Source organism: Paenibacillus sp. EKM211P (assembly GCF_011066175.1).
Taxonomy (GTDB): Bacteria; Bacillota; Bacilli; order Paenibacillales; family Paenibacillaceae; genus Paenibacillus; species Paenibacillus polymyxa.
Window position 1 is genome coordinate 24,204 of record NZ_JAAMNS010000010.1, and the last position, 22,816, is coordinate 47,019.

Annotated in this window: 14 protein-coding genes; 3 read left to right on the forward strand and 11 right to left on the reverse strand. The window is 39.9% G+C overall.

Features of this window, described 5'->3' with window-relative positions; all coding sequences use genetic code 11:
- Positions 1–324: 324 nt before the first annotated feature.
- Positions 325–1,257, forward strand: a complete 933-nt coding sequence (locus tag G9G57_RS15200; protein ID WP_238799299.1) for a poly(ethylene terephthalate) hydrolase family protein — start codon at positions 325–327, stop codon at positions 1,255–1,257.
- A gap of 760 nt (positions 1,258–2,017) precedes the next feature.
- Here G9G57_RS15200 and G9G57_RS15205 read toward each other — a convergent pair.
- A complete protein-coding gene (locus G9G57_RS15205; protein WP_045245378.1) occupies positions 2,018–3,406 on the reverse strand; it encodes an MFS transporter in 1,389 nt (462 codons plus the stop codon).
- A 318-nt stretch (positions 3,407–3,724) separates the two neighbouring features.
- Here G9G57_RS15205 and G9G57_RS15210 point away from each other — a divergent pair, with 318 nt between their 5' ends.
- Positions 3,725–4,738 (forward strand): LacI family DNA-binding transcriptional regulator, encoded by a 1,014-nt coding sequence (locus G9G57_RS15210; RefSeq protein ID WP_080561166.1) that lies wholly within the window; start codon positions 3,725–3,727, stop codon positions 4,736–4,738.
- A gap of 312 nt (positions 4,739–5,050) precedes the next feature.
- Here G9G57_RS15210 and G9G57_RS15215 read toward each other — a convergent pair whose 3' ends face one another.
- The 6 genes from G9G57_RS15215 to G9G57_RS15240 all read right to left on the reverse strand — a co-directional run bounded on the left by G9G57_RS15215 (position 5,051) and on the right by G9G57_RS15240 (position 13,717).
- Positions 5,051–6,529: a glycoside hydrolase family 32 protein gene (locus tag G9G57_RS15215; RefSeq protein WP_019687286.1), complete on the reverse strand. Its 1,479-nt coding sequence runs from the start codon at positions 6,527–6,529 to the stop codon at positions 5,051–5,053.
- An 11-nt stretch (positions 6,530–6,540) separates the two neighbouring features.
- The gene (locus tag G9G57_RS15220; protein WP_044785903.1) at positions 6,541–7,776 is read right to left on the reverse strand and encodes an MFS transporter; all 1,236 of its coding nucleotides are present in this window, start codon (positions 7,774–7,776) and stop codon (positions 6,541–6,543) included.
- A gap of 200 nt (positions 7,777–7,976) precedes the next feature.
- On the reverse strand, positions 7,977–8,960 hold the full coding sequence (locus G9G57_RS15225; RefSeq protein WP_029515032.1) for a LacI family DNA-binding transcriptional regulator: 984 nt from the start codon (positions 8,958–8,960) through the stop codon (positions 7,977–7,979).
- 547 nt (positions 8,961–9,507) lie between these two features.
- On the reverse strand, positions 9,508–11,550 hold the full coding sequence (locus G9G57_RS15230) for a serine hydrolase domain-containing protein (RefSeq protein ID WP_126666807.1): 2,043 nt from the start codon (positions 11,548–11,550) through the stop codon (positions 9,508–9,510).
- Positions 11,551–11,673: 123 nt separating this feature from the next.
- A complete protein-coding gene (locus tag G9G57_RS15235) occupies positions 11,674–12,975 on the reverse strand; it encodes an ATP-binding protein (protein ID WP_019687282.1) in 1,302 nt (433 codons plus the stop codon).
- Position 12,976: 1 nt separating this feature from the next.
- The gene (locus G9G57_RS15240) at positions 12,977–13,717 is read right to left on the reverse strand and encodes a LytR/AlgR family response regulator transcription factor (RefSeq protein WP_019687281.1); all 741 of its coding nucleotides are present in this window, start codon (positions 13,715–13,717) and stop codon (positions 12,977–12,979) included.
- 341 nt (positions 13,718–14,058) lie between these two features.
- Between G9G57_RS15240 and G9G57_RS15245 the strand changes: the two genes are divergently transcribed.
- A complete protein-coding gene (locus G9G57_RS15245) occupies positions 14,059–14,868 on the forward strand; it encodes a MerR family transcriptional regulator (protein WP_019687280.1) in 810 nt (269 codons plus the stop codon).
- Positions 14,869–14,890: 22 nt separating this feature from the next.
- On the opposite strand, the gene G9G57_RS15250 is transcribed toward G9G57_RS15245, so the two are convergent.
- The 4 genes from G9G57_RS15250 to G9G57_RS15265 all read right to left on the reverse strand — a co-directional run bounded on the left by G9G57_RS15250 (position 14,891) and on the right by G9G57_RS15265 (position 21,225).
- Entirely contained in the window at positions 14,891–15,523 is a 633-nt protein-coding gene (locus G9G57_RS15250; RefSeq protein WP_019687279.1) for a GNAT family N-acetyltransferase, read from the reverse strand.
- A gap of 383 nt (positions 15,524–15,906) precedes the next feature.
- Positions 15,907–16,620, reverse strand: a complete 714-nt coding sequence (gene bglS, locus G9G57_RS15255) for a beta-glucanase (protein ID WP_017426919.1) — start codon at positions 16,618–16,620, stop codon at positions 15,907–15,909.
- 197 nt (positions 16,621–16,817) lie between these two features.
- Entirely contained in the window at positions 16,818–18,725 is a 1,908-nt protein-coding gene (locus G9G57_RS15260) for a carbohydrate-binding protein (RefSeq protein ID WP_019687278.1), read from the reverse strand.
- 550 nt (positions 18,726–19,275) lie between these two features.
- Entirely contained in the window at positions 19,276–21,225 is a 1,950-nt protein-coding gene (locus G9G57_RS15265; RefSeq protein WP_019687277.1) for a non-ribosomal peptide synthetase, read from the reverse strand.
- Positions 21,226–22,816 lie beyond the last annotated feature (1,591 nt).

Genomic DNA, 22,816 nt, shown 5'->3' on the forward strand with positions numbered 1-22,816 from the left:
TACGCTTAACAAGACAATATCTCTTTCAGGTTATACGGCTTCAACATATGTCTGAGCAGGCTTTTCCGCCCGTGTTTATCTCTTCTTGAGTCTTTTTGTCATATGAAATGAGAAATCGTACTTCATTATGCTACCTATTCAAGTTAACTACATATGCTTTTTATTTAGATATATAACTAAACTAATCGGTAATCGGTCTATGCTTACATCAGTTTATTTTCAGTTTATTCAGATCAGGTATACTACTTCAAGGAAACAAGGCAGACAATCCACAAGACCTACGCTAAATTTATAATTTATTGAGAGTTAAGGAGATTTACGTGCATGAAAAAGATGTTGAAAATTACTGGTTGTATTATTTTTATCATTGCAGTATTGATTGCCGCTTTGTTGATTTACTTAGCAAATAATCCTGCCGTTCCGAATAATTATACGGAAACAGTCAAAACAGGCGGCGAGTTGGAAGCAAAGTATATAGCTATGGGTGAGCACGAGGTAAGTTATTTTGAAAGTGCCGCTATGATGTCATTTAAGAAATATGAGATTTTTTTTCCGGCGGATATATCCGAAATGAATAGATCGCTCCCCGTTGTTGTATTTGTCAACGGAACAGGGATCACAGGCTCTAAATATCAAGCACTGCAAAAACATCTTGCCTCTTGGGGATTTATCACAATTGCCACAGAAGAAGAGTATGCATGGAATGGGTTTTCCGCTGAAATGTCTGTTCGGTATCTTGAGCTTTTGAATGAATACAAAGATAAAATCAATGGTGGGGATAATGTTTTTTATAAGAAGATAGACCTCGACCATATTGGTATTACCGGACATTCACAGGGCGGCATCGGTGTAATAAACGCTATTACAGATCAGAAGCATTCTGACATCTATAAAGCTGCTGTAATGTTGAGTTCCGCGAAGACCGTGATGAGCGAAGCTCTGCAATGGACGTCTGATCCTACGCTCATCAAAGCACCAACTATGATTATTGGTTCCACTGGCAACACAGATGAGCAGATTGCACCTCTGGAAAGCCTGCAAAAACTTTATAACGACATCCCCAATAATGTCACAAAAGTGATGGCAAGAAGAAATGATGCCGATCATGGGCAAATGCTTTACTATGCAGACGGATATGTAACCGCATGGTTTATGTACTATCTTAATGGCGATACCGAAGCAGGAAACGCATTCTTCGGAGTGAATGCTGAAATTCTATCTAATGCAAACTTGCAGGATATTAAAAAAAACCATTAAGGGATTTGTGAAAGATTCGTGAGCGGTTTTCCACCCCTTACATTTTCGGGCAATGGTTGATTAAATCAAGCGAACGCTCCAAAGCCACATCGGATACTTGGGCAAAGTCTGTGCCTTTAGGAAAGAACGGTACAGTCTAACTCTCAATTTTCTGCATCGCATATGACCGACCAGATGCTGGAGATTACGAAATTTACTCATTCGCATTAACGATTCCAGCCTACTGATTATCCGCATATGCCATCAATCAACAAAGCAAAGCAGCGATACTTCACTCATGGGAAACATCGCTGCTCTAATGGTTATTTGTAGATAGGTTTAAAGCGTTTTATTCGGAATATGATGTAGGGTAGTTTGTTTATTGACCCTTTAAAGGCTTTGTTTTTAACCTCTGAATAATCTGTCGTTTTCTAAACTTTATATTAGATGCTTCCTCTGCCGAATGGTTATAGGATATACTAACTCATATTCTCCATTACATACAGGGATAACTCTTTATTATGATCCAAGGGTTATGCCACAGCACACATTTGATAGTTTCGACTGAATTTCTATTCAAAGATCTTTTATAAATATTAATCATCTTACGAATATTCTTATTTTCTTGCCCGATCGGGGAATAGCCGTTTTAATTTGTCTCCCACTGAATAATACTGCCCATTACTTCAATGAAAAAAGTAGCCCCTCTTGAACTGCCCTACTGCTAGTCACTTCAACAATAGGGTGAGTTCATTCATGGGCTACCTTATTTACCCAGTAGCTATTCAGCGTTTTTTAAGAATTCAAGCTCTTTGACAATACCCGGAAATAATTTATCTAGATTGTAAAATGCCAGCAATAAAATTTGCAGGAGAGCCAAGATAATTGGAACGTAGATAAACATGAAATGAATAGACGCTAGCGCAGTAGCACTGATTGTAGCTTGTCCACCAGCATATCCTCCCAATGCCAGCCCCCAACCGATAAGTGCCGCTCCCAAACCGCCTCCCGCTTTTGTGCCGAAACTACCCGCACTGTACACCAGTCCTTCGGTGCGCATCCCTGTCTTCCATTCGCCATACTCAATGGTATCTGCCAACATGGCAAAGAAGGTTCCGAGAATAGCGGCATGTCCAAGCGCTTTAATAACGAGTCCCAGACAGACCGCCATCAGACTTGTGGGACTGACGGCAATGACAAGCGACCCGACAATAAGGAGGATACTTCCGATAATGGAGGAATTTCGTTTACCGATCCGCTTGACGATGGGGGGCAATAGCATATAACCAAGCAGGGAAGGAAGCAGTAAGGATATGCCGAGCACTCCAATCAGATTGGCGTCTTTTAACACATAACGTGCGTAGTAAATATTCATACCTGTGCCCAGTGCGTTATTTATAAAATAGACCACAGCAAACCCAAGGATCAATTTCCAATACTTATTACGCATCAGCGCTCCAAAAGCGCGTCCAAACGGAATTGGCTTTTGTACAACAGATGGAGTAACCCTTTCTTTGGTACTGAAGAAGGTAACAAGAAATAAGAAGGTTCCGAGCAAGCCAAATATAATAAAGGTGAAAATCCACCCTTTTTGACCGCCGCCGAATGACTTCACTAACGGGAGGGTGAAATAATTAATTAGCAAGGCACCAATATTCGCCAGACTCATACGAAAAATATTAAGCAGAGAACGCTGGTAAGAATCCTGCGTTATCATGGAATTAAGCACACCATAAGGGACATTAATACTGGAATAAATAAAGTTCATCAGCAGATAGGTAACGTAAATGTATAGAATAGTGATCGTCATATTTCCACTTGGAACCGTGAACAAGAGAATTCCAGACAATGCAAATGGCCCGGACATCCACAGTAACCAAGGACGTGCCTTCCCGTGTCTGCTCTTTGTTTTATCGATCAAAGCCCCAATCGCGACATCAATAAACGCATCCAGTACGCGTGCAACTAGCATTAAAGTACCAATGACCCCAGCGCTGATCCCGATTACATCTGTGTAAAAGTAGGACAGAAAAGTCATTGCGGCGGCAAACAGCAACTGGCTGGCAAAATCACCGAATCCATAACCAATTTTTTCTTTCAGCGTAATAATTGAACCGGTTTGCACTGAAGCCTCATTTCCCCTTACAACAATATCGCTTGAACTTCTCATGCTCATGCTCCTTTTCCCTTGTTATTCTCTACAATTCAAGGTTATAAAGAAAACGTTTTCTTAATTATCAAAAAAACAAGCTGAAATACCCTGAATCCAGCCGATTATTGGTAAAAACAACTATGTTCGTCCAAAAAATACTAGAAAACGTTTTCCGGAGTTGATTATACTCTCCTTATAAACCAAGGTCAAGCGCTTTCTTTGCTCTAGAATCTTTGTTAAACTCAATAAACAATTCAATAAACTGATATAATAAATTCAATCCACTTTGAGAACCTATTTTCTAAATAAATACTTGCTTGAAAGTCGGTGTGTACAATGAAAATGACTATAAAAGATGTGGCTCGAATGGCCAACGTCTCCATTTCTACAGTTTCCAGAGTGATCAATAATAGCCAGACGGTCAACAGTGAAATACGCAAACGAGTTCTGGATGTTCTTGAAGCCACTCAATTCCGTCCAAATGCCATAGCACGGACATTGGTAAAGAATAATACATCTTTGATTGGGGTACTTCTGCCCGCGATTAAAAACAACGTTTTTGATGACATGGTTGAAGGCATCAATCAAGTAGCGCATCTATACGGCTTTGATGTCATAATCGCCTTGTCAGGGGGAGACGCGGACTCTGAATTACACTATTACAATATGTTCCGTGAAATGCAGGCGAGCGGAATTATTATATCGGTAAGCGGAATCCGGGATGCGCTATTCGCGCTCATTGAAGCGGCGGGAATTCCCTGCATCCTTGTCGGACGGGATTTCCGAGACCAAACCATTCCTTCCGTGCATGTTGACAACATAACGGCTGCTTTTGAAGCGGTAACTTATCTAATACAGCAGGGTCATCAGGATATCGCGATGCTGCAGGGACCAGCGGGGGATATTTCAGTGAGCAATCAGCGTTTTTTGGGCTATGAACAGGCATTGAAGGCCGCTCACCTGCCAGTACGCCCCGAACGTGTGTTGGAAAGCGGCTTTTCAGTTGAAGATGGCATAACCTCTATGAGAAAACTTTATCATTCAGGCCCACTGCCTAGTGCGGTGTTCTGCGCAACGGACCGAGTTGCCATAGGCGCTATGAACTTTCTGGCTGAAAATGGGGTGAAAATACCTGAACAGGTCTCTTTCTTCGGATTTGACGACATTGACATGGCTACAATAATCCGGCCTAAATTGTCAACTGTCCGATATTCAGCATCCGAACTTGGCATGGTCGCCGCCCGCAATCTCATTAAGCTTATTAGAGGAGAAGAATTGGCGGCTGTCCACTGGTCCATATCTCATCAGTTAGAAATTCGGGACAGCAGTACAAAACTTGGAGTATCCTAACCTTTGATGCTCCTACGGGTTGCGGGAAATGCTAAACCGGCAGGGGTGGTCTTTTCAGCGAATCCAACGCCGAATAATGGAAACGTTCTCTTGCAGACTTTTTCGCAAAAGGGCATGATTGGAGATACGCAGAAACCAGGCTCGGTTTAAAATTGGCTATCATGTAGATGGGCATTTCCGGGGAAAGTCGCTATTGCCAGACTCGCTCGTATTCAATTTTCTTTTCGATAGCAGTCAGATTAACTATCAATAAGAAAAGGTTGCTTTCTAAGTCAATACAAGGACTCAGAAAGCAACCTTTTCTTCGAGTTATTAAGCTTGCCAAATATCTTTCAATTTCCAGTATGTCAACTCATTTACTAGAGCCTCTCCGCCCTCCGTTACGAGTTCTATGCCTAGCAGTTTTTCACTCGAATAGATGCGACTTGTCATCGTAGCTTGCCCTTCATTAGCAAATATTTCAATGGATGAGCGATCCAGATATACATGTAACGTCAGTTGCCCCTCTGCACTTAAGGCTGTTTGACGTACTCCATCCGTCTTTTTGCCTGATTTAGAACAATCAAGCATAAGTTTCTGACCCGGGATAGAATAAGTGATAACCGTTTCCTCCTCACCTGTACCGCGAAGCTTCAAGCCTACCAGATCTGCACTTGACTTCGTCAGGTCGAACACGACCTTCACTTCAAGCAGATCCGCTTCAACTTCCGTCAAGTAACTTCCAGAAATAGCGCAATATTGGTGCAAAACATGTTCGCTTTGACGAAGCAACTTCATTTCCTCTACTGGGTTCATCAGCAATTTATTATTGGCACCCAGCGTAATTACACGTGGGATCGTCAATGCTCCGGACCAGCCGTCTGCTTTCGTCGGCATATCCGATTCCCACATATCCATCCAACCAATCGCAATGCGGCGACCTTGATCATCTAGAAAAGTTTGAACCGCATAGAAGTCATGACCATTATCCAACTCGATGAACTCTCCATGTTTATATTCATTACTATCATAATTATATTCGCCAACATAATATCCCGTCTGGAACAAATTATTGTACTTATCTCCTTGCGCATCAATGCCTTGCGGGGAGAACATAAATATATGCTTACCGTTCAGTTCAAAGAAATCAGGGCACTCCCACATGAAGCCCATATTCTTATCTCCCTGCAGAAGCACACCATGATAGGTCCAAGTTCTAAGATCAGGAGATGTATATAGAATAACACGCGGCAGATCTTCTTTCGTGCTGTTACCTAGGATCATGTACCATGTATCCTCATGCTTCCATACCTTCGGATCACGGAAATGCTGTGAGCTATCTGTTGGAGGTTCAGCGATTACGGGATTCTGCCCTAGTTTTGTAAAATGAATGCCATCTGTACTTACTGCCACATTTTGATTTTGGAAAAAGATATTGTTTGGTTGATCAATATAGTGATGGCCAGTATAGATTAATGTCAATTCGCCGTTATTATCTACTGCGCTTCCTGAGAAGCAGCCATCAAGGTCACATGCATCTCCAGGCGCTAATGCAATCGGACAATGCTCCCAGTGTACAAGGTCTTTACTCTTCACGTGACCCCAATGCATTGGACCCCAGTTCTCATCATAAGGATGATGCTGATAGAAGGCGTGATATTCACCTTTAAATTGGATTAATCCATTGGGGTCGTTAATCCAGTTTGCTGGTGCCATAATATGATAACCTAACCGGTACCGCTTGTTCATTTTTGCTTCTGCCTGTTTCAATGCTTCCTCAGCTTGCTTTGTATTGTTATTATATGTGTTCATTTGTCTTCCTCCTATGCTGTTTCAATATGCTTGTTAGGCTTGGGATCCAGATTTTTCGGTTCTTTCTTTAAGGTAAAGATTGAGATTGTTGTAAAGACAAATACGAATACACCCATAATCACGTACGTATTTGCAAAACCTCTAATGTCATAAGACATACCGGCGATTGGCGAGAAGATCGAAGCTCCTACCTGACTCATAAACTGGAATCCCACCAGATACAAGATCGAAGACAGACGCGTATCGAAATTAGCAGCCAAGTACTTAAATACGGCAATCAGCATGATTGGCAGTTCCAATGCGTGAATCAATTTCATAGCTGAGATACCATAAGGTCCAATAACTAAGCCTGAACCCATGATCCGGAATGCCATCAAGAATCCTGCCAATATCAGACCCTTTTTTGCTCCAATTTTGTTGACAATGAAAGGCGCTAAGAACATCATGCCTGCTTCCAAGAACACTTGTAGGGAATTTAAGTAACCATAAACTTGATTGCCTAATGCAACCGTTGAGAACGTCGATGAAAAGTAATTTGGGAACTGTTGGTCATACACATTGTAAATACAGGTAACGCCAAGAACATATAAAATGAAGAACCACAAATGCTTATTTGCAAACAAATAGCCGATTTGCTTAAAGTTAACAGATTCTGCTCGCTCCATTTCGGAATCTGTCATTTCAACTTTAATTGTCATCATAATGATAAACAGAATGACAGCAGATACTGATGCAATCCAGAAGTTAATGTTAGGGTTGATATTGAAGAGCTGACCAGCGAAAAATGTTGCTGCTGCCCAACCTAGCGAGCCCCACATACGAGATTTCCCGTATTCAAATTCATATTTTCGGCTGATTTTCTCGACATAAGATTCAATAGCTCCGATCCCTGCCAAAAAAGCAATACCCAAGTAAAAGCCACCTACAATGGCGCCGAGAAATACATTGTATTGAAGTAACGGCCCATAGATAAAGATATAGAAAGGACCAACAAATAAGAGCAAAGAACTGATTAGAAATAAAATATGCTTCTTCAATCCGATTTTATCAGATATATAGCCATAAAGCGGTTGCATACATAGCGCAAAGATAGCGTTTACAGTAAAGATAACACCTGTTTCAGCACCATTTAGACTGATTTCTTGTCCTAGCCAGATGGAGAACAATGAATAACTTGCTGACCAAGTAAAGAAGAAAAAGAAGAAATAGGCACTTAGTTTCCAGTACATGCTCTTTGACTTTCTCATATCGAACGCTCCTCTTAGTTGAACATTTAATGTAAATGAAAGCACTTTCGTATTTACAGACTGATTATATGTCAACCGCTTTCATATGTCAACCGCTTGACATATTTTCGAAAGAAAAAGAGCTCTCCTCTTTGATTTCAATTACTCTAATAAGGATAGCTCCATCTTATATCACAATGCTGAAAACTATGGGAATTGTATTAAGCTGTACTAGCTTCAATGAGTTTCACGGGTAGATAGGTTTCTCGCGGGACATCACTGAAGCCACCTTCAATTTCTTTAATAAGTAACTCTATGGAAGATCTCGCGATCTCCTGTATTGGTTGCTGAATGGTTGTCAATTCAGGGAGAAGATTGCGGGTTGTTTCTGTTCCGTCATATCCAACTACGCGGATATCTTCAGGAACCCGTTTTCCTCTTCTTCTTGCTTCAGCAATAAAAGACGCTGCCACCATGTCATTACTCGCGAACAATCCATCTACTTCAGGATGTTCATCGAGCAAGCGTTTAATCGGTTCATCGTGATTCTGTTGGTGAAAGGGATCATGTACTTCATAGGTAATTGCCTCTCGACTATACTGCTCCATCACATCTTCATATGCTTTTCTTCTTAAACTTGCTGGTGTTTCCAATTCAACAGGGCCATTTATGTGTAAGATATGCTTGCACCCCTTTTCAATAAGCAGCTCTGATGCCAGTTTTCCACCCATATAATTATCCGATCCTACAACTGGGATTGAATCGGATAGGAAACGGTCGATCGCAATAACTGCAATATTCTTCTGTTCATAATTTACGATACCTCGGTTGTGTGTACCGACGATAATACCGTCAACTTGATTTCGCATAAGCATATCTACATAAGACTCTTCTTTATCCAGCTGATTTAAGCTGTTACATAGCAACAGCTTATAGCCTAATGACGCACAAATATTCTCTATATGGAAAGTCAGCTCTCCGAAAAATGGGTTGCTCGTAGTTGGAATGATTAATCCAATCAGATTTGTCCGTTTAGTAAATAATGACCGAGCTACATCATTAGGAAAATAATTTAGCTCCTGCATCGCTTTATGAACTTGATCCTTCGTTTCTTGACTGATATAGCCACGATTATTAAGTACGCGAGAAACCGTAGTCGGTGAAACTCCAGCTAATTGTGCAACATCGTTCAGTTTTGGTTTCATTGATTCAACCTGCCTTCTCTTCATGCCAAGTCTCCAATTATTCTATTATTTTAACATTGTTAAACGTGAAAAAACATGTCTTCATCATTCCGCGCTGTATATGCAATGACATCATTTTAACCATTATTGTTCATCATATTTCAATAATATATGTTCCTGTCTCTCCTCGAGAATATTGTATACACTATGTAGTATGTATGAGGTGGTGAATAAACTTGGTTGAAATATCATCTAGAGAGTTATGGATAAATGTATCTATTAAAGTGTATACACCCCGATATTTTTCTCATTTTATATAGACTAATATGTGAATTTACCGTAGTGAAAAGATTCTCACATATGATTTCGTAAAAGTCGTTGTCGCAGGACATTAGTAGACAAAAAAAACACCCCTCAGAAATCCTGGAATGAAGTATATCACATAATATAGTAACTTCCTCGTGGGGGTAAGTGTTACTGCAAAAGGGACAAAAAACACACAATCCAAAATAAAGAACTCATCCTATCATAATAGCCGCTCCTAAATTTTTCAGGAGCGGCTACACGCTTAATTCAAATTGATTTTAAATCTATCCCCTGCATTGCCACCCAAAACGATCAAGCCACCTTTGGGCAGCACAACCGAATTGTTATGGCTGGCAGTTGAAAAATCTACAACCGTTCCGTTTTCATCATAGACAGCGTACCCTCCCCTTGTTGGAACATCAACGGTCATCGTTTTATGGGCTACGTTTTTATCTATTTTAAACCATGTGGCTTGACCATTCGATGGTATGGTGTACACTGATTTCCCGCCCAGGACAGGTTTAATAGCATCCTCACTGATGTAGGACTGTCCATCTATGGTTAAATACTCTGAACCATCCTTGGTAGTAAAATTCAAATCAAATGCATCTCTTCCACTCATAACAGGAATCTCAACAGCATTAACGGCTTTATTCTCATCCACAATTTTAGTACCACTTGCGTATCCATCATGATCAACGGATATTTTTTTCGTTATAAATGATGGGGCCAAATAAAAAATAGAAGATATCTTTTCATCCAGGGCATAATAATTTTTCCCGTTTCTATGTTCCCATGCCTTTTTAACAGTAGTATTTAGAGGATTGGCATCCAGCTTTTGATATTCATAAGTCACCATAACCATTTGACCTAATCCCGGAAAGTTTACGTAGAAGTTAGCCTTAATATACGTTTTCCCATTTTTTTGTTTGTCAAAGCCTATGGCTACACTGCCATCACTGCTTTTGAATTCTCCATTGCCTGTATACACATATTTTTGCGCCGGGACTATTCCATCCAGAAAAGCTGGTAATTCAAGCTCTCCGTTTTTAATTTCTACATTGATGGTTGTACCCACAGTTCCATATAATCCAGAATAAGTAAGTAAATCAGATGGCATTTCCACTTTTACAGGAGGTTCAAAGGTTTTACCTGGTAGAATGCCTTTAATGATGCCCTTGTCTTTTAGAAGCTCCAATAAAACATTAGAAGCAAAAATACTATCCAGGATGGAAGAACCTCCAGATGAAAGCACAGCCATAGAAATATGATGCTCTGGTATGGTGATCAAAGTAGAGTGATACAAAACAGTATCCCCACCCTTAGATAACGCAGTTATTCCGTAATCACTAAACGGTGCCAACTGAACCGCATCCCAACCAAGTCCATAATTAAAGCTGTTTGTCTCTTCAGGTACCCATACTCCATTTCGATATTCATGACTTTGCATGGACTTGGCTGATTGCTTAGATAAAATATCGGGTTTGTTCCCCGTTAATACTTCTGAAAACATAACCACCTCTTCCGCGGTGGAGTATAAGCCCCCTGTCCCGATGACATTGGCATTTTCAACCGGTAAGGCCCCCTCAATCGCAGGAAAATAAGTTTTGGACAGCTGTTGTCTATCAAATTGATCGAGAGGTGTTTTGGTAGATTTCAAACCCAAAGGTGCACTAATATGCTTTGCCAGGAAATCGGTGTAACTTAGACCGCTCACCCGCTCAACCAATATTTCGAGCAATTGAAATCCATCATTGGTATATACGGAATATTCGCCAGGGTTTGATTTTAAAGTTTCTGATTGCAACCTTAGCAAGAGCTCATCATGATTTTTTGTATCATTGTCATTAAATAACATACTATTTTTTAAGTGGGCGCCGTAAAGGCCTGACGAATGATTTAACAGCATACGCGGTGTAATTTTTTTGTACCTTTCGTCGGCCATTGTAAAGTCCTTAATGTATGTTGTGAGCGGCTGCTCAATATCTACCTTATGGGCATCCACCAGCATCATCGTTGCAGCAGCTACATACATTTTGCTTGTAGAGCCTATACCAAACATCGTATCTTTGGTGATCGGCTCGTTGGTTGCTTTATTCTTTACACCCACGCTATCCGATAATACGATGTTTCCATGGTCCATAATGGCATACTGCACACCGCTAGCACCATATTTGGATACCAGCTCTGAGGCCAGACTGCGAGCCTTTTCCTTGATGGGTTCAGGAGTGCCTTGAGCAAAAGTATTCGTCATTGGCAGCACAAAAAGCATAGCAGAAACGAACACAGCTATTATTTTCTTCATTCCATATTTCCTCCTCTTATAGCTTCATCAGACTTTATTACTGACCTGATCATACAACGAACGAGGATTCTATATAAAAAAACACCCTTAAACGTAAAAAACAATCCCTAAACAACAAGATGTCTAAGGAATGTCCTTATAAAATGGTAATAAAACCATATTATCGAATACTTTATTTTTCGTTTCAATGGTCATATTCCCACCGTATTTATCACATATTCTAGATATATTGGTTAAGCCAATGCCATGAACATCCAGGTTTGATTTTTGACTATGCAAATGAGCCACTTCATTCTCCACATGATTCAGAATGTGAATGAAAAGCGCAGATTCATTGGAATGTATTTTAATCAGAATGTACCTGTCATCAGCAATCTTGACCTTTTTAGATGCTTCTATGGCATTATCCAGCATATTCCCTAGAGCAACACATAAATCATAACGTTCAATATTTACTTTCTGTGAATATAAGTTAAGTTGGGTATCTACCTTTATGCCATTAGCTTGTCCAATATTAAGACTATTCGTGACAAGGGCATCTATAACCAGATTACCGGTATTAACCCTTTGATATGCTCCTTCGATTTTATTTAATGTGATCTTAATATGTTCACTCGCCTCAGCTAATTCATTTCTCTTGATACATTCGTCAATATACAAAAACTGTTGATGTGTATCATGAATGATTCTTTTTATATTTTTGAAGCTGTGAACCGTTTTTTCGTAGTTAGCATCTTGGTAGTCCATCTGATGTTGTAGTTGAGCATTTTCATGCATTAACTGGAATTTTTCAATAACATTATCGAAGATGTATATAATAAAAACATTTAAAGAAATAAAGCCAATAATAGAGCCAAAATAATACATATTCTTTTCACTATAAACAGATAAAACATTAACCTGGTATATACTTATGATGGGAACGATTAAAAATAAAAAATAGTAACGATGCTGCAAAGGGAAGGTTCTGCGTTTGGCGAATAGCCGTATAATCTGAATGACAGCAAACATGATAATACAGCTGAGTAGCATAACCTTAGAAAATATCAAGTGATCCTGTCCGCTCAAATGACTATAGTTGCTAATCTTAACGGAGTCTACAGCATATAAAATATACAGGGATAAAAGATTAACGATGGTGATCAACACAGCATAAAGAATGGAAAAAATGATCTTTGTCTTTATTTCCACGGTATAAGACTGAGCCAAGCTAAATATGACAAATAACGCCAAAATAGAGGAAAACGTAGGGGTCAGATAGACAGTTAAATATAAGAAGTTCAACAACCCGAAAATAATGAAATACATCGTTCTGTTCGGCTTTCGACTGGACTTATCAAAAACCGAGTTGAAATAAAAATTGACCTGAAAGCACATCACCAGTACGACACATAGGTTAAGAAACAGGTAGTTATATGCCATCATATTAATGCATCTTCATAATCATAAATTTGGTATACAAATCTTTAACTTCTTTTATTTTAGAACGTCCAATAGGCAACTTTACATCATTTGACATCAGAACATCACCGCCAGCAAATTTTTTGACATGAATTAAATTTATAATAATCGAACGATGAATTTGCAAAAAATTATGTTCCTTTAATGCTGATGCATAATCAGAAAGAATCCCTTTGCTATCATAGGTTTGTGTAGAGGTTACAAAATGCAGCTTATTTTTTATGGTTAAGCTTTTGACCACTTCAATACTAATGATATCATCATATTTTAAAAGCACTTCCTCATAAGCTGACTTGATGATAACGAATTTTTTATCGAGAGCTTGAAAATATTGACACAGCTTTATTATTTTTTCCTCAAAGATATGGGGAGCAATCGGTTTTATTAAATATTGAAATGTAACTACGTCAAAACTTTCCACCATATATTCAGGGTAGCTCGTTAAAAAAACAATCTGTTCATCTAGGTGATTTAAACTCCTTATTTTTCGGGCGGTTTGAATTCCGTTCATGCCATTCATTTCAACATCCAATATTAAGATATGGAATGGAGACTCATGGTTTTGATAATGAGATACTAGTTGTTCTCCTGAGTCGAATAATTCAACTTTAAATTCTATATTTGTTTTGATTGATAAAGCGATCAGCATATTTTTAACAAGCTCTCTTTGCTTGTACTCATCATCGCAAATAGCCACTCTATACATAAATGCCCCCCTTTCCCATTACATGTTGCAAGGAAGTATAGTCTGAACAGTATACAATATTTTAATATTCTATATATAACTTTTGGATAAAACGCAAATTCAAATCCCTTAAATGCGATTTATTGTGTGCTATTCGTTCTTTATGCTTGGGCATTCCCTTTTTTCCATCGGGGGCTTGCGTAGGTTGGTCGGTTTGCGGACGATGTCGCTGGAATGAGGTTTGCTACTGTTTTGACTATTTTGACCCGTTGAATAAGAACACAACTTGTGATTTATTAGGAAGATAGGAATTGATGTATCAGGAGAACGACTTTCATACATAAGACTTATTGGAGGAATTTATGGATAATAAAAGGTATTTTTCAATTGGAGAAGTTTCTAGATTAAAAAATGTTACGATAAAAGCCCTACGTTATTATCATAATATTGGTTTGTTAATACCTGCATACACTAATCCCGAAAACGGTTATCGCTATTATACAATTAATCAATTCATCTATCTGGATATTATAAAAATTTGCAAGCAAAGTAATGTAAGTGTCAAAGAAATTAAAGCTTTATTTGCTAAAGCCGATACTAATTACCTTAAATTTTACTTGGAACAGAAAAATGAAGAAATTCATAAAGAAATAAAGAAATTAGAGCAACTTAATAAACAAATAGAAATATTAAAGACAGCTATCCATTCATCTGAAGATGGACTCATGAACAATGGATTTAATATTCAAACATTTAAAGACAGATACTTTTTAAGTTTACCTACTCAAGTTGGAGAACTTAATGAGATAAAGTCATTCGATAAGTTAGATGAAAAATTAGGCGAATTGGCAGTCCAAACGTTTCAGTATGGATTAATTTATTCATGTCACCATGATAATTGGAAAATCAGTGATGTATTTCGTCTAATAACATCAGATGATTATAGATTGCTTAAAGATACCTTTAATGTATCTAAATTATCAAAAGGAGAATATTTAACTATTAATTGCACGGGAGATACTGAAATTGAAACATTTCAATTAGTAAAAGAATATTTGGAGAAAAACAGTTTGACGTGTAATAAGGTTTATATGTTTTATCTAGTGACAGATGTTTTTAATCAATATAATCATTTCTCTCAATTTCAAATTAGTCTAAAGCCCACCCTATAAATAAGGTGGGCTGACTTTTAGCTTATAGCTTGTATTCATAAATAAAATTTGTATTTTCGAGTTTGCCGTTAGGTAGATTAAATACAGTTACTTCTTCATCAAGACGGACAAATCCATTATGATCATAGAATCCATAGTTACTCATTGTATCTGTATACACATAAATTTTATTTGTTTTTGTATTTTTTAAGTAAGAGATGAGCTCATTAAATAATTGTTTCCCTACCTTTTTTCCTCTAGCTCCTTCAGAAACAGCAAAGAATTCTAAGCACCCCTGAAACTCATCTTCTTTTCCTCTAATTAACTTGCTGTATGCCTCATTAGTCATAGAGGTGAGTTCAACAAATACTTTTCGTTCGATGTCATTTAGATTTAAGAGTTGTAGCAATTCACTTGTATAATCTTCTTGTAACAATCTATAAGATGTTATTTCACCAACTCTTGAACCAAAAATTACACCAATGACTTCTCCATCTAATGTAGCTACTCTTCCAAAAGTACTTTTATTTAATATTGGACTTATGAACATCATTGTAACTGCTGCATTTATTATGCCGTCATCCTCGATAAAATCCTTTGCGTTCCAGGTATCTGCGATAATCGCTTTAATAGGTTCTATATCCTCTTTTCTAATGTCTCTAATAACTAAGTTCATTTTGACTTCCTCCTTTTAATCGATTAGCTTACAAACTGAGTTTAATGTCTCCCCTAATGGGGAGAGTCAAGTATTTAATGCAGTGTCTTTTTCAACAGGGCTCACTTACAAGAATAGACGGCTAATAGTCATGTTAAACTGGGAAGTTTGGTCCGCTCGGAACCTGGTGACGATGGTACGATAGCAACGCCAGATGCCATCGATTGTCGATATTCAGTTTGGCACCTGTTCCAAGGGCGTTTAATACGCTATCGCTCTGTTTTTGAAGTTTTTCATAACATCATTATGCTAACTAAAAAATCCCCTAGCGGGGTCTATTCAGCTATCTCTCCCTGGACAGGCAAAAGCAGCCCTATAGGGCTGCCTCTTCTGCTGTAATCATACTAATTGCTCGTATATTTTACCCAGTCATATTCGGCATACAGCGGATTTGCTCCATTATATGACCCTAACCAGCTATCTACTCCGGTACCATTCCATAAATTCATCATAATTTTGCCTGGCGTACTTGGAATATTCGTGGTTGCTGTATGTTTCAGAACACCGTCAACGTACCATTTAATATACCCTGGCTGCCAATCGAAAGCATAGGTATGGAAGCTCGTTGAAGCATCAAAGCCAAGATTGATAATTTTCTCGTGCCCACCGACTCCATTGGTATAATAGTTAAACTGTACTTTTGTCGTGTCCTTTCCTAAAAATTCGATATCTATTTCATCCCATTGCGTGCCATGGGAAGGTCCTGTATACGTGAAAAAGGATGAGACAATTCCCGTATTTTTAGCAGGCTTCATGCTGACCTCGTACAGGCCATATCCGTAATTGTTCGTTGATCGGTACTCCCCACAATCAAATTTGTTGTTCGCCGGACTCGTTAAACTCAGCTTGAGCTTTCCATCATTCGTAAAGTTAACATTGTTGGCACGCCAAGTGCAATTGAACATCTGCCCATTGGAGTACCCATCTGCCTTTTGCCAAGTACTTGAATTAAAATAACTTAATGGTTCCCAGAACACATTCCCCGCAAATGCGCTTACCGAAAAAAACAGAGAAATCACACCTGTGATCATCAGCGTAAACCAAGACTTCTTCTTCATCATACACCTCCAAGGACAATTTCAAATATGAATGAAAGTTGTGGAATGTGGTTTCCAGCAAACGTAATATGATCTGCCGAAAACCAAATAATAGAGCTTGCCTGGACATTTACCCGCTAATAGCGTTCTCTTGGAATAACAGGGCGGGTCCCTCGATTTTGCAAAAGCTCCAAAACACCTACTGTTTATATGAGCGATCATAATGAAAATTCAATAAAATCCACGTAGGCATCCCAAGTGCCGTCATCACTCGTCAAGGCGAGTTTGATCTCCTGATCTCCAGTAGCGTGAGTAATATTGGACAAGGTTTGTACAGTCGGCGTTTTGCCCGTGAAATTGAAGGAACCTACAGTTACTCCGCCAATAACCAAGTCCACCTTGGCAGTACCAGCATTGCTTGAAGCCCCCCGCACTGAGATATTATGCGTAGAGTTGGCAAAATACTGTGAATATGATACATAGTCAGCATTGGCATACAAAGCGACCCCGTCGAACGGTGCACTGATCTTGCCTGCATAAGTGCCGCCAATCTTCATATTCTCGGCTTCAACCTTGGTTATCGTATTCCCTCCCGTGTTGGGAGTGAACTGCCAGGCATCCAAATTCAACAGATTGCCGCTGCCTGACCCAGTAAACACCAGATAGATGTTGTGAACCCCCGTTGCATTATTGATCGTGGTCTCTACTTCTCTCCAGGTCTGCATACCTCCAGTTGAAGGTACTTTCAAGGAGCCGACTAGAGGACCTGTTTCACTGTCAAGCCGTACTTCAATGTTGCCACCGACATTAGTGGCCACATTAGCTTTGAATGTCTTCGCTCCAGCAGAGCCAAAATCAGCCTTCCCGACAGCGATCCAGTCCCCATTATGGATGTTGGTCACATTCAGATTGCTAATCGGGCCGCCACTGGCTTGTGTGGGTTCGGTCGTAACGCCTGCTTGCCAGGCAATGGTCTCCGCTTCAACTCTGGTATATGGGTTCATATTGGATAGCTGAGCGATTCCTGTCATATTCCCTTGCACCTCAGAGATGCTTCCGTCCTCCTTGTGCACCAGCTTATTAATATGCGGAGAGCGATAGCCTTTTCCAGCTCCAATTTGAGCCTTGCTGACCGTTTGGGCATGGTATACGACATACCATTCATTCTTAAAATTAAATACAGCATGGTGGTTGTTGCCTCCAACGCCGAAGAACGTATACGGATTTTTTAGGAAATGACCTTTATAAGTGAAGGGACCCATCGGGTTGTCGCTAACCATATAACCGATTTCACCTGCAGGGTACTGTTGAGGGTGTGTTCCGGCAAAGTTGATACAGTACGAATAGTAGTATTTGCCGTTATATTTATGAATACCGGAATCTTCAAACAGGTAAGGAGCGTCTATAGTGGTGGCGCTTCCAATAACGCTGGTCATATCTGCGCCTAATTTGATGACTCTGGCGGTTTTAGGATTTGCAATGGAAGCCGGATCCGACTCATTAGGAATTCCGCCACCGCTATACAGGTATCCCGTGCCATCATCATCTACCAGTACAGCCGGGTCAAAAAGCCAAGTCACGCCAGCCATCCCAGGTGTACTATGTGTCACAAGCGCTTTGCCAAGGGGATCTGTCCAAGGTCCGATAGGCGTGTCTGCTGTTAGGACACCAATACCTGCTCCCCCATTGGCAAAATATAAAAAGAACTTGTCTCTGCCATTTATTTTTTTATGCGCAACTGCTGGAGCCCAAGAGTTAGAGGCCCATTTGGCAATGCCTCTTCCACTGTTTTTGTTGTTGGCACCTGCGACTGGTATCGTTCCGTGATCCGTCCAGTTCACCATGTCTGTAGAGGATATGACCTGGATACGATCCAGCGCACTGAAGTCGTTTTCTTTAATCGATCCATCCTTGTTATACACGTACGTATCACTTGACATGAAAATATACACTCTTCCATCATACACCAATGAATAGGGATCAGCTCCCAATTTATGATCCATTAGAGGATTGGAATTTCCAGGTATCTTTGCCAGTGGTCGATTGGCAGCATCTACATTTAGCATGGGAAAGACGCTGAGCAATAAAGCGAAGGAAAGAAATAAAACTAGACATTTTCTAATCATAACATAACCTCCGTTTTTTATATGGTCTAAAGCTGAGCTATCCGTAAATTTATCAAACTTAAGAATATGCTCAGACCTTTACCCGCAAGGAGAACTGACATAAAGAGTGGTAAGGGATAGAAATAATTTGAAACCGCTTACAAATCATTGTTTGGAAACGCCCTACAAGAGAAGTCAATACTTACTTATCTCTGTCCTTATGCTGTGAACTTCAGTATTAATTGAATAAAGTATAGAATATAAAATATTAAGTACTAATATGTAATTCGATTCATAATAATGGATTTATTTGGAATGATCATACCATACTCTATCAAATATAACAATATCATTCTAATTTAAAAGAGCACACCAAAAGGGATGTAACCTACCGATTTGCTCTGTGAAATACTGACGTTTTTCCGTAACCGTTTAAGTATAATATTTGCCCTGAATGGGTTGAGTTTGATTGTAGGCGAGCAAATTAAAGGCAGACTGTCTGTTAGGGCTATTGAGCAAAAGCCACCCGCTAAATACATCACAATCTAGGCTTGGCCCACCGAAAGTTGAGTTAGGTTATTTCTAAAATCGGGCGATCTCCTCTGTTGGACAGCGTCGATTTACAACCTTGATTAAGGCTAAAGTTGAGGACCGAGCCATGCTGGAGCATAACTCCTTTTGGATTTCCGGTTGATCCAGAAGTATAGATGACGTAGGCCAAATGCTCTGGGCGAGCAATCGCCTGCAGGTTGCTGCTTTCTCCCTGATACAATGCTGCATCCTCAAGAAATATAGCATTGGCATGGCAAGGGTGCTCTTCTGCCAGATCACGACTGGTCAGAAGCACTGCCGCTTTGCTGTCTTCCATCATGTATTCAATACGAGATGACGGAAATTCGGGATCAATCGGCACATAAGCTCCGCCTGCTTTTAGAACGGCCAGCAGACCTACAATCATTTCCACTGAGCGTTGTACCATCAGGCCAACCAGCTTGTCAGGTCCTACTCCCTGTACTTGAAGGATTCGTGCCAATGAATTCGATCGTTCATTCAGTTCCCGATAAGTTAGACTCTGATTTCCAAATACAACCGCTGTCTGATCCGGCGAACGTTCTGCCTGTTCCTCGAATAGCTCATGAATACCCACATCGTGTGGAAAGGGGACAGCTGTCGCATTAAATACATCCATAATTTGTGTCCGCTCTTCGTCACTCATCAGTGACAACTCCTGAATCCGCTTCTGTGGCCCTTTCACCATATGCTCTACCACACTCACGAATTGGCGAATAATTCGGGCGATCTCCTGCTCGCTGAACAGCTCAGTCCGATAATCCAGTTGCAATACAAGTTTATCGTCATCCAGCATGTCTATCATGGCAATATCGAAGTCGCTCACCGTATCTCCGCAGAAATCAGTATGTACCTGCTGAATGGCTTCATCAAAACGAGAGAAGCTCAGCGTACGGTACTGAATGGTAACGCCAAACAAGCGGCCAATATCCGTGCCGCTTTGCTGTTCACGCAAATCCTGCATGATTTTGTTATACGGATAACGCTGATGCCGCAAAATGGACGCCTGCTCCTTGCCAACACCGTGTAGAAAAGTGAGCAACTCGGATTCCGGCTCAACTTGCAGACGTGTAGCCACAGTGCTGACGAACATGCCCATTGTATTTTTTTCCTTCTTTAACGTGCGGTTAGCATACAATGTACCAACGGTTAAATCTTGTTCACCTGTCGTTTTATGTAAAAAAATATACAATGCGGCCAGGAAAAATGTAAAAATACTGATGTTATGCGCCTCGCAAAAAGCCGTGACACCACGATATAATTCGTGCTCCAGTGTATAAACCTCTCGGTGTGCAGCCGTGCTTATCGTGAGCGGATTGTAAGACTTTAAACCTGTAACCTCCGGCAAGTCGGCAAATTTCTCCGTCCAGTACACCTTGTCCTTTTGGTAGCGTTCTGATTGCTCATAGCTTTGCTCCGTCTGAATAAAATCGAGATATGAGTTCGCTGGGACCGGCGTATCTGAACCTGTACCATGTACAATATTCATATAGTTCCCCGTAATTTCATTAATGGCCTGCTCCATGGTAACGCCGTCAGAAATAATATGATGCATCTTGAAACTAAACCAGGTGTCTTCTGCCCCCAGCTGCAAAATAACAAATCGATACAACTGCGAATCCAGTAAGGGGAACGGCTGGGCATTATGATGACTCACCCATAGCTCAGCTTCCTCTGGAGTAACCTGAAGGGTTTCTATGCTTTGAGCAGCAAACGGCTCAACATATTGATAGGGAATGCCGTCCCGAACCGTGATTTTGATACGAAAAGAATCGTTTTGTGCAACCACCCGGTTCATTGCCTCCTGCAATGCATCTATGCGAACCGTTCCCTTGATTTTAACAGTGGTAATAATCGTAGATGTGTTGCGATTGGGATACACAAGCTCCGTGTACCAAATACGTTGCTGTGGCTGGCTTAATGTAAACAATTGAACATTGTGCTGAGTCATACGTATCTCTCCTCGCAAAATAGATATGGGTAAAAGTAACTCTGCTTAAATGACCTCCCTTGGCAAGGAACGGTCATGCGAGCCTTTTCTCCGGTATTAAATTGCCAATAGAAGTCAGTAAAAAGCGACCACTCCTGATATACCATTAAGATCTGAGTGTGCATATTTGTTGTAGCAGTTTGATAATTATGCTTTTGCCGCCACGGCACGCGACGACAATCGTTACCGTTTCTCCTTCTCCTATCAGGAAGCTGGTACCCTTCAGCCCCCGGAGCTTCGAGAAGCTGGTTTTGATCAAAACAAGTACATCTTCTTTTCTTCGCTCACACTTTCGCAGTGCAAGCTTTTTTAGTCGGGCAGACATGGTGAAAAAACTCTGACTCTGGATGTATGAATATGTGCATGGAATGGGAACATTTTTGAATTATGCTGTGAGTGCATCTTGGTGGTGGGTTGTAGAACGGTTGCCGCAATGTTAACAACGTAGTGTGTCGTGATGTGTGCTGTCTAAATCTTGGCTTGAGGGTATTGATGCTATGAGACACATGAGCTACTGCACCGTGGTTAGGAGCGTAATTCTAGGTTGAAGGGGGCAAAAACTCACGATTGCGCTTATGACTTCCTGATTTTGTACATGGATAAAAAAGCGACGGTCATCGAAAGAGCTAGCGAAGTTTCCACGCTGCTAGGAAACGTTTCGCACTCCTCAAAATCTGTGCACAAACGGGCATAATCATTTGAACTAACCGTGCATTTTACAGTACTTCTTCAGGTGTTTTCTGCATCAAATGAAGCTCTTCGGTGAAAGGTTAATCTGAATAAATAGGATTTGTCTTTGGAATACGGAAGATATGGGACAGATTTACCGGAATGATGCTATGGACAGATAATCTTGCAGTCTTGTTTATACAACTGCCATGATTTTTGGATACAGTCAGTGCTCCCTACAGTGTCTACAAAAGAAAACAGCTTATGTACTTATGAAGCCATTTTAGGCAATGCTCTCATGTCCGGTGAAACAAAATAACTGGGTCTTCTCAGTCAGATTGGATCACGATTTTCAAAAGCCAAGACACGACCGAGTCGCCATAAAAATTTCTAACACCCTCTTTCTGTCCATAATATAGCAGTAAATCCTTATATATCTTCTTTACTCCCAATACTTTCTAGCTATTTTAAATATACAAACTTTAAAACCGATTAACATGGGACATAAGTTCCAAATTGATAGATTTCATAAAATTAATAAACAGCCCATATTATTCTATTATATTTATATCTTTAAATGCAAGAATTGCACTTTTTTATTAAATTGAATACTAAGCATGACAAGTTAATGTGATTTAGAACAAAATTTTTGATTTTATAACCGATAAAATAAAAATGATGTATGCTTGCATGAAACTCCAAACCCCTTGCACCAAAACAAATTTTACATTACATATCATTAACACAAATGTAACAAACCGTTCCCGACACCATCCGACAATTTTCAACTTTTTCAGCGATTATCTTTAACTACCTAAATCATGGTATTTATTTACTCAAGCTGAATTAATTCAAAATTAATAACTCTTCACTTTTTAAATAG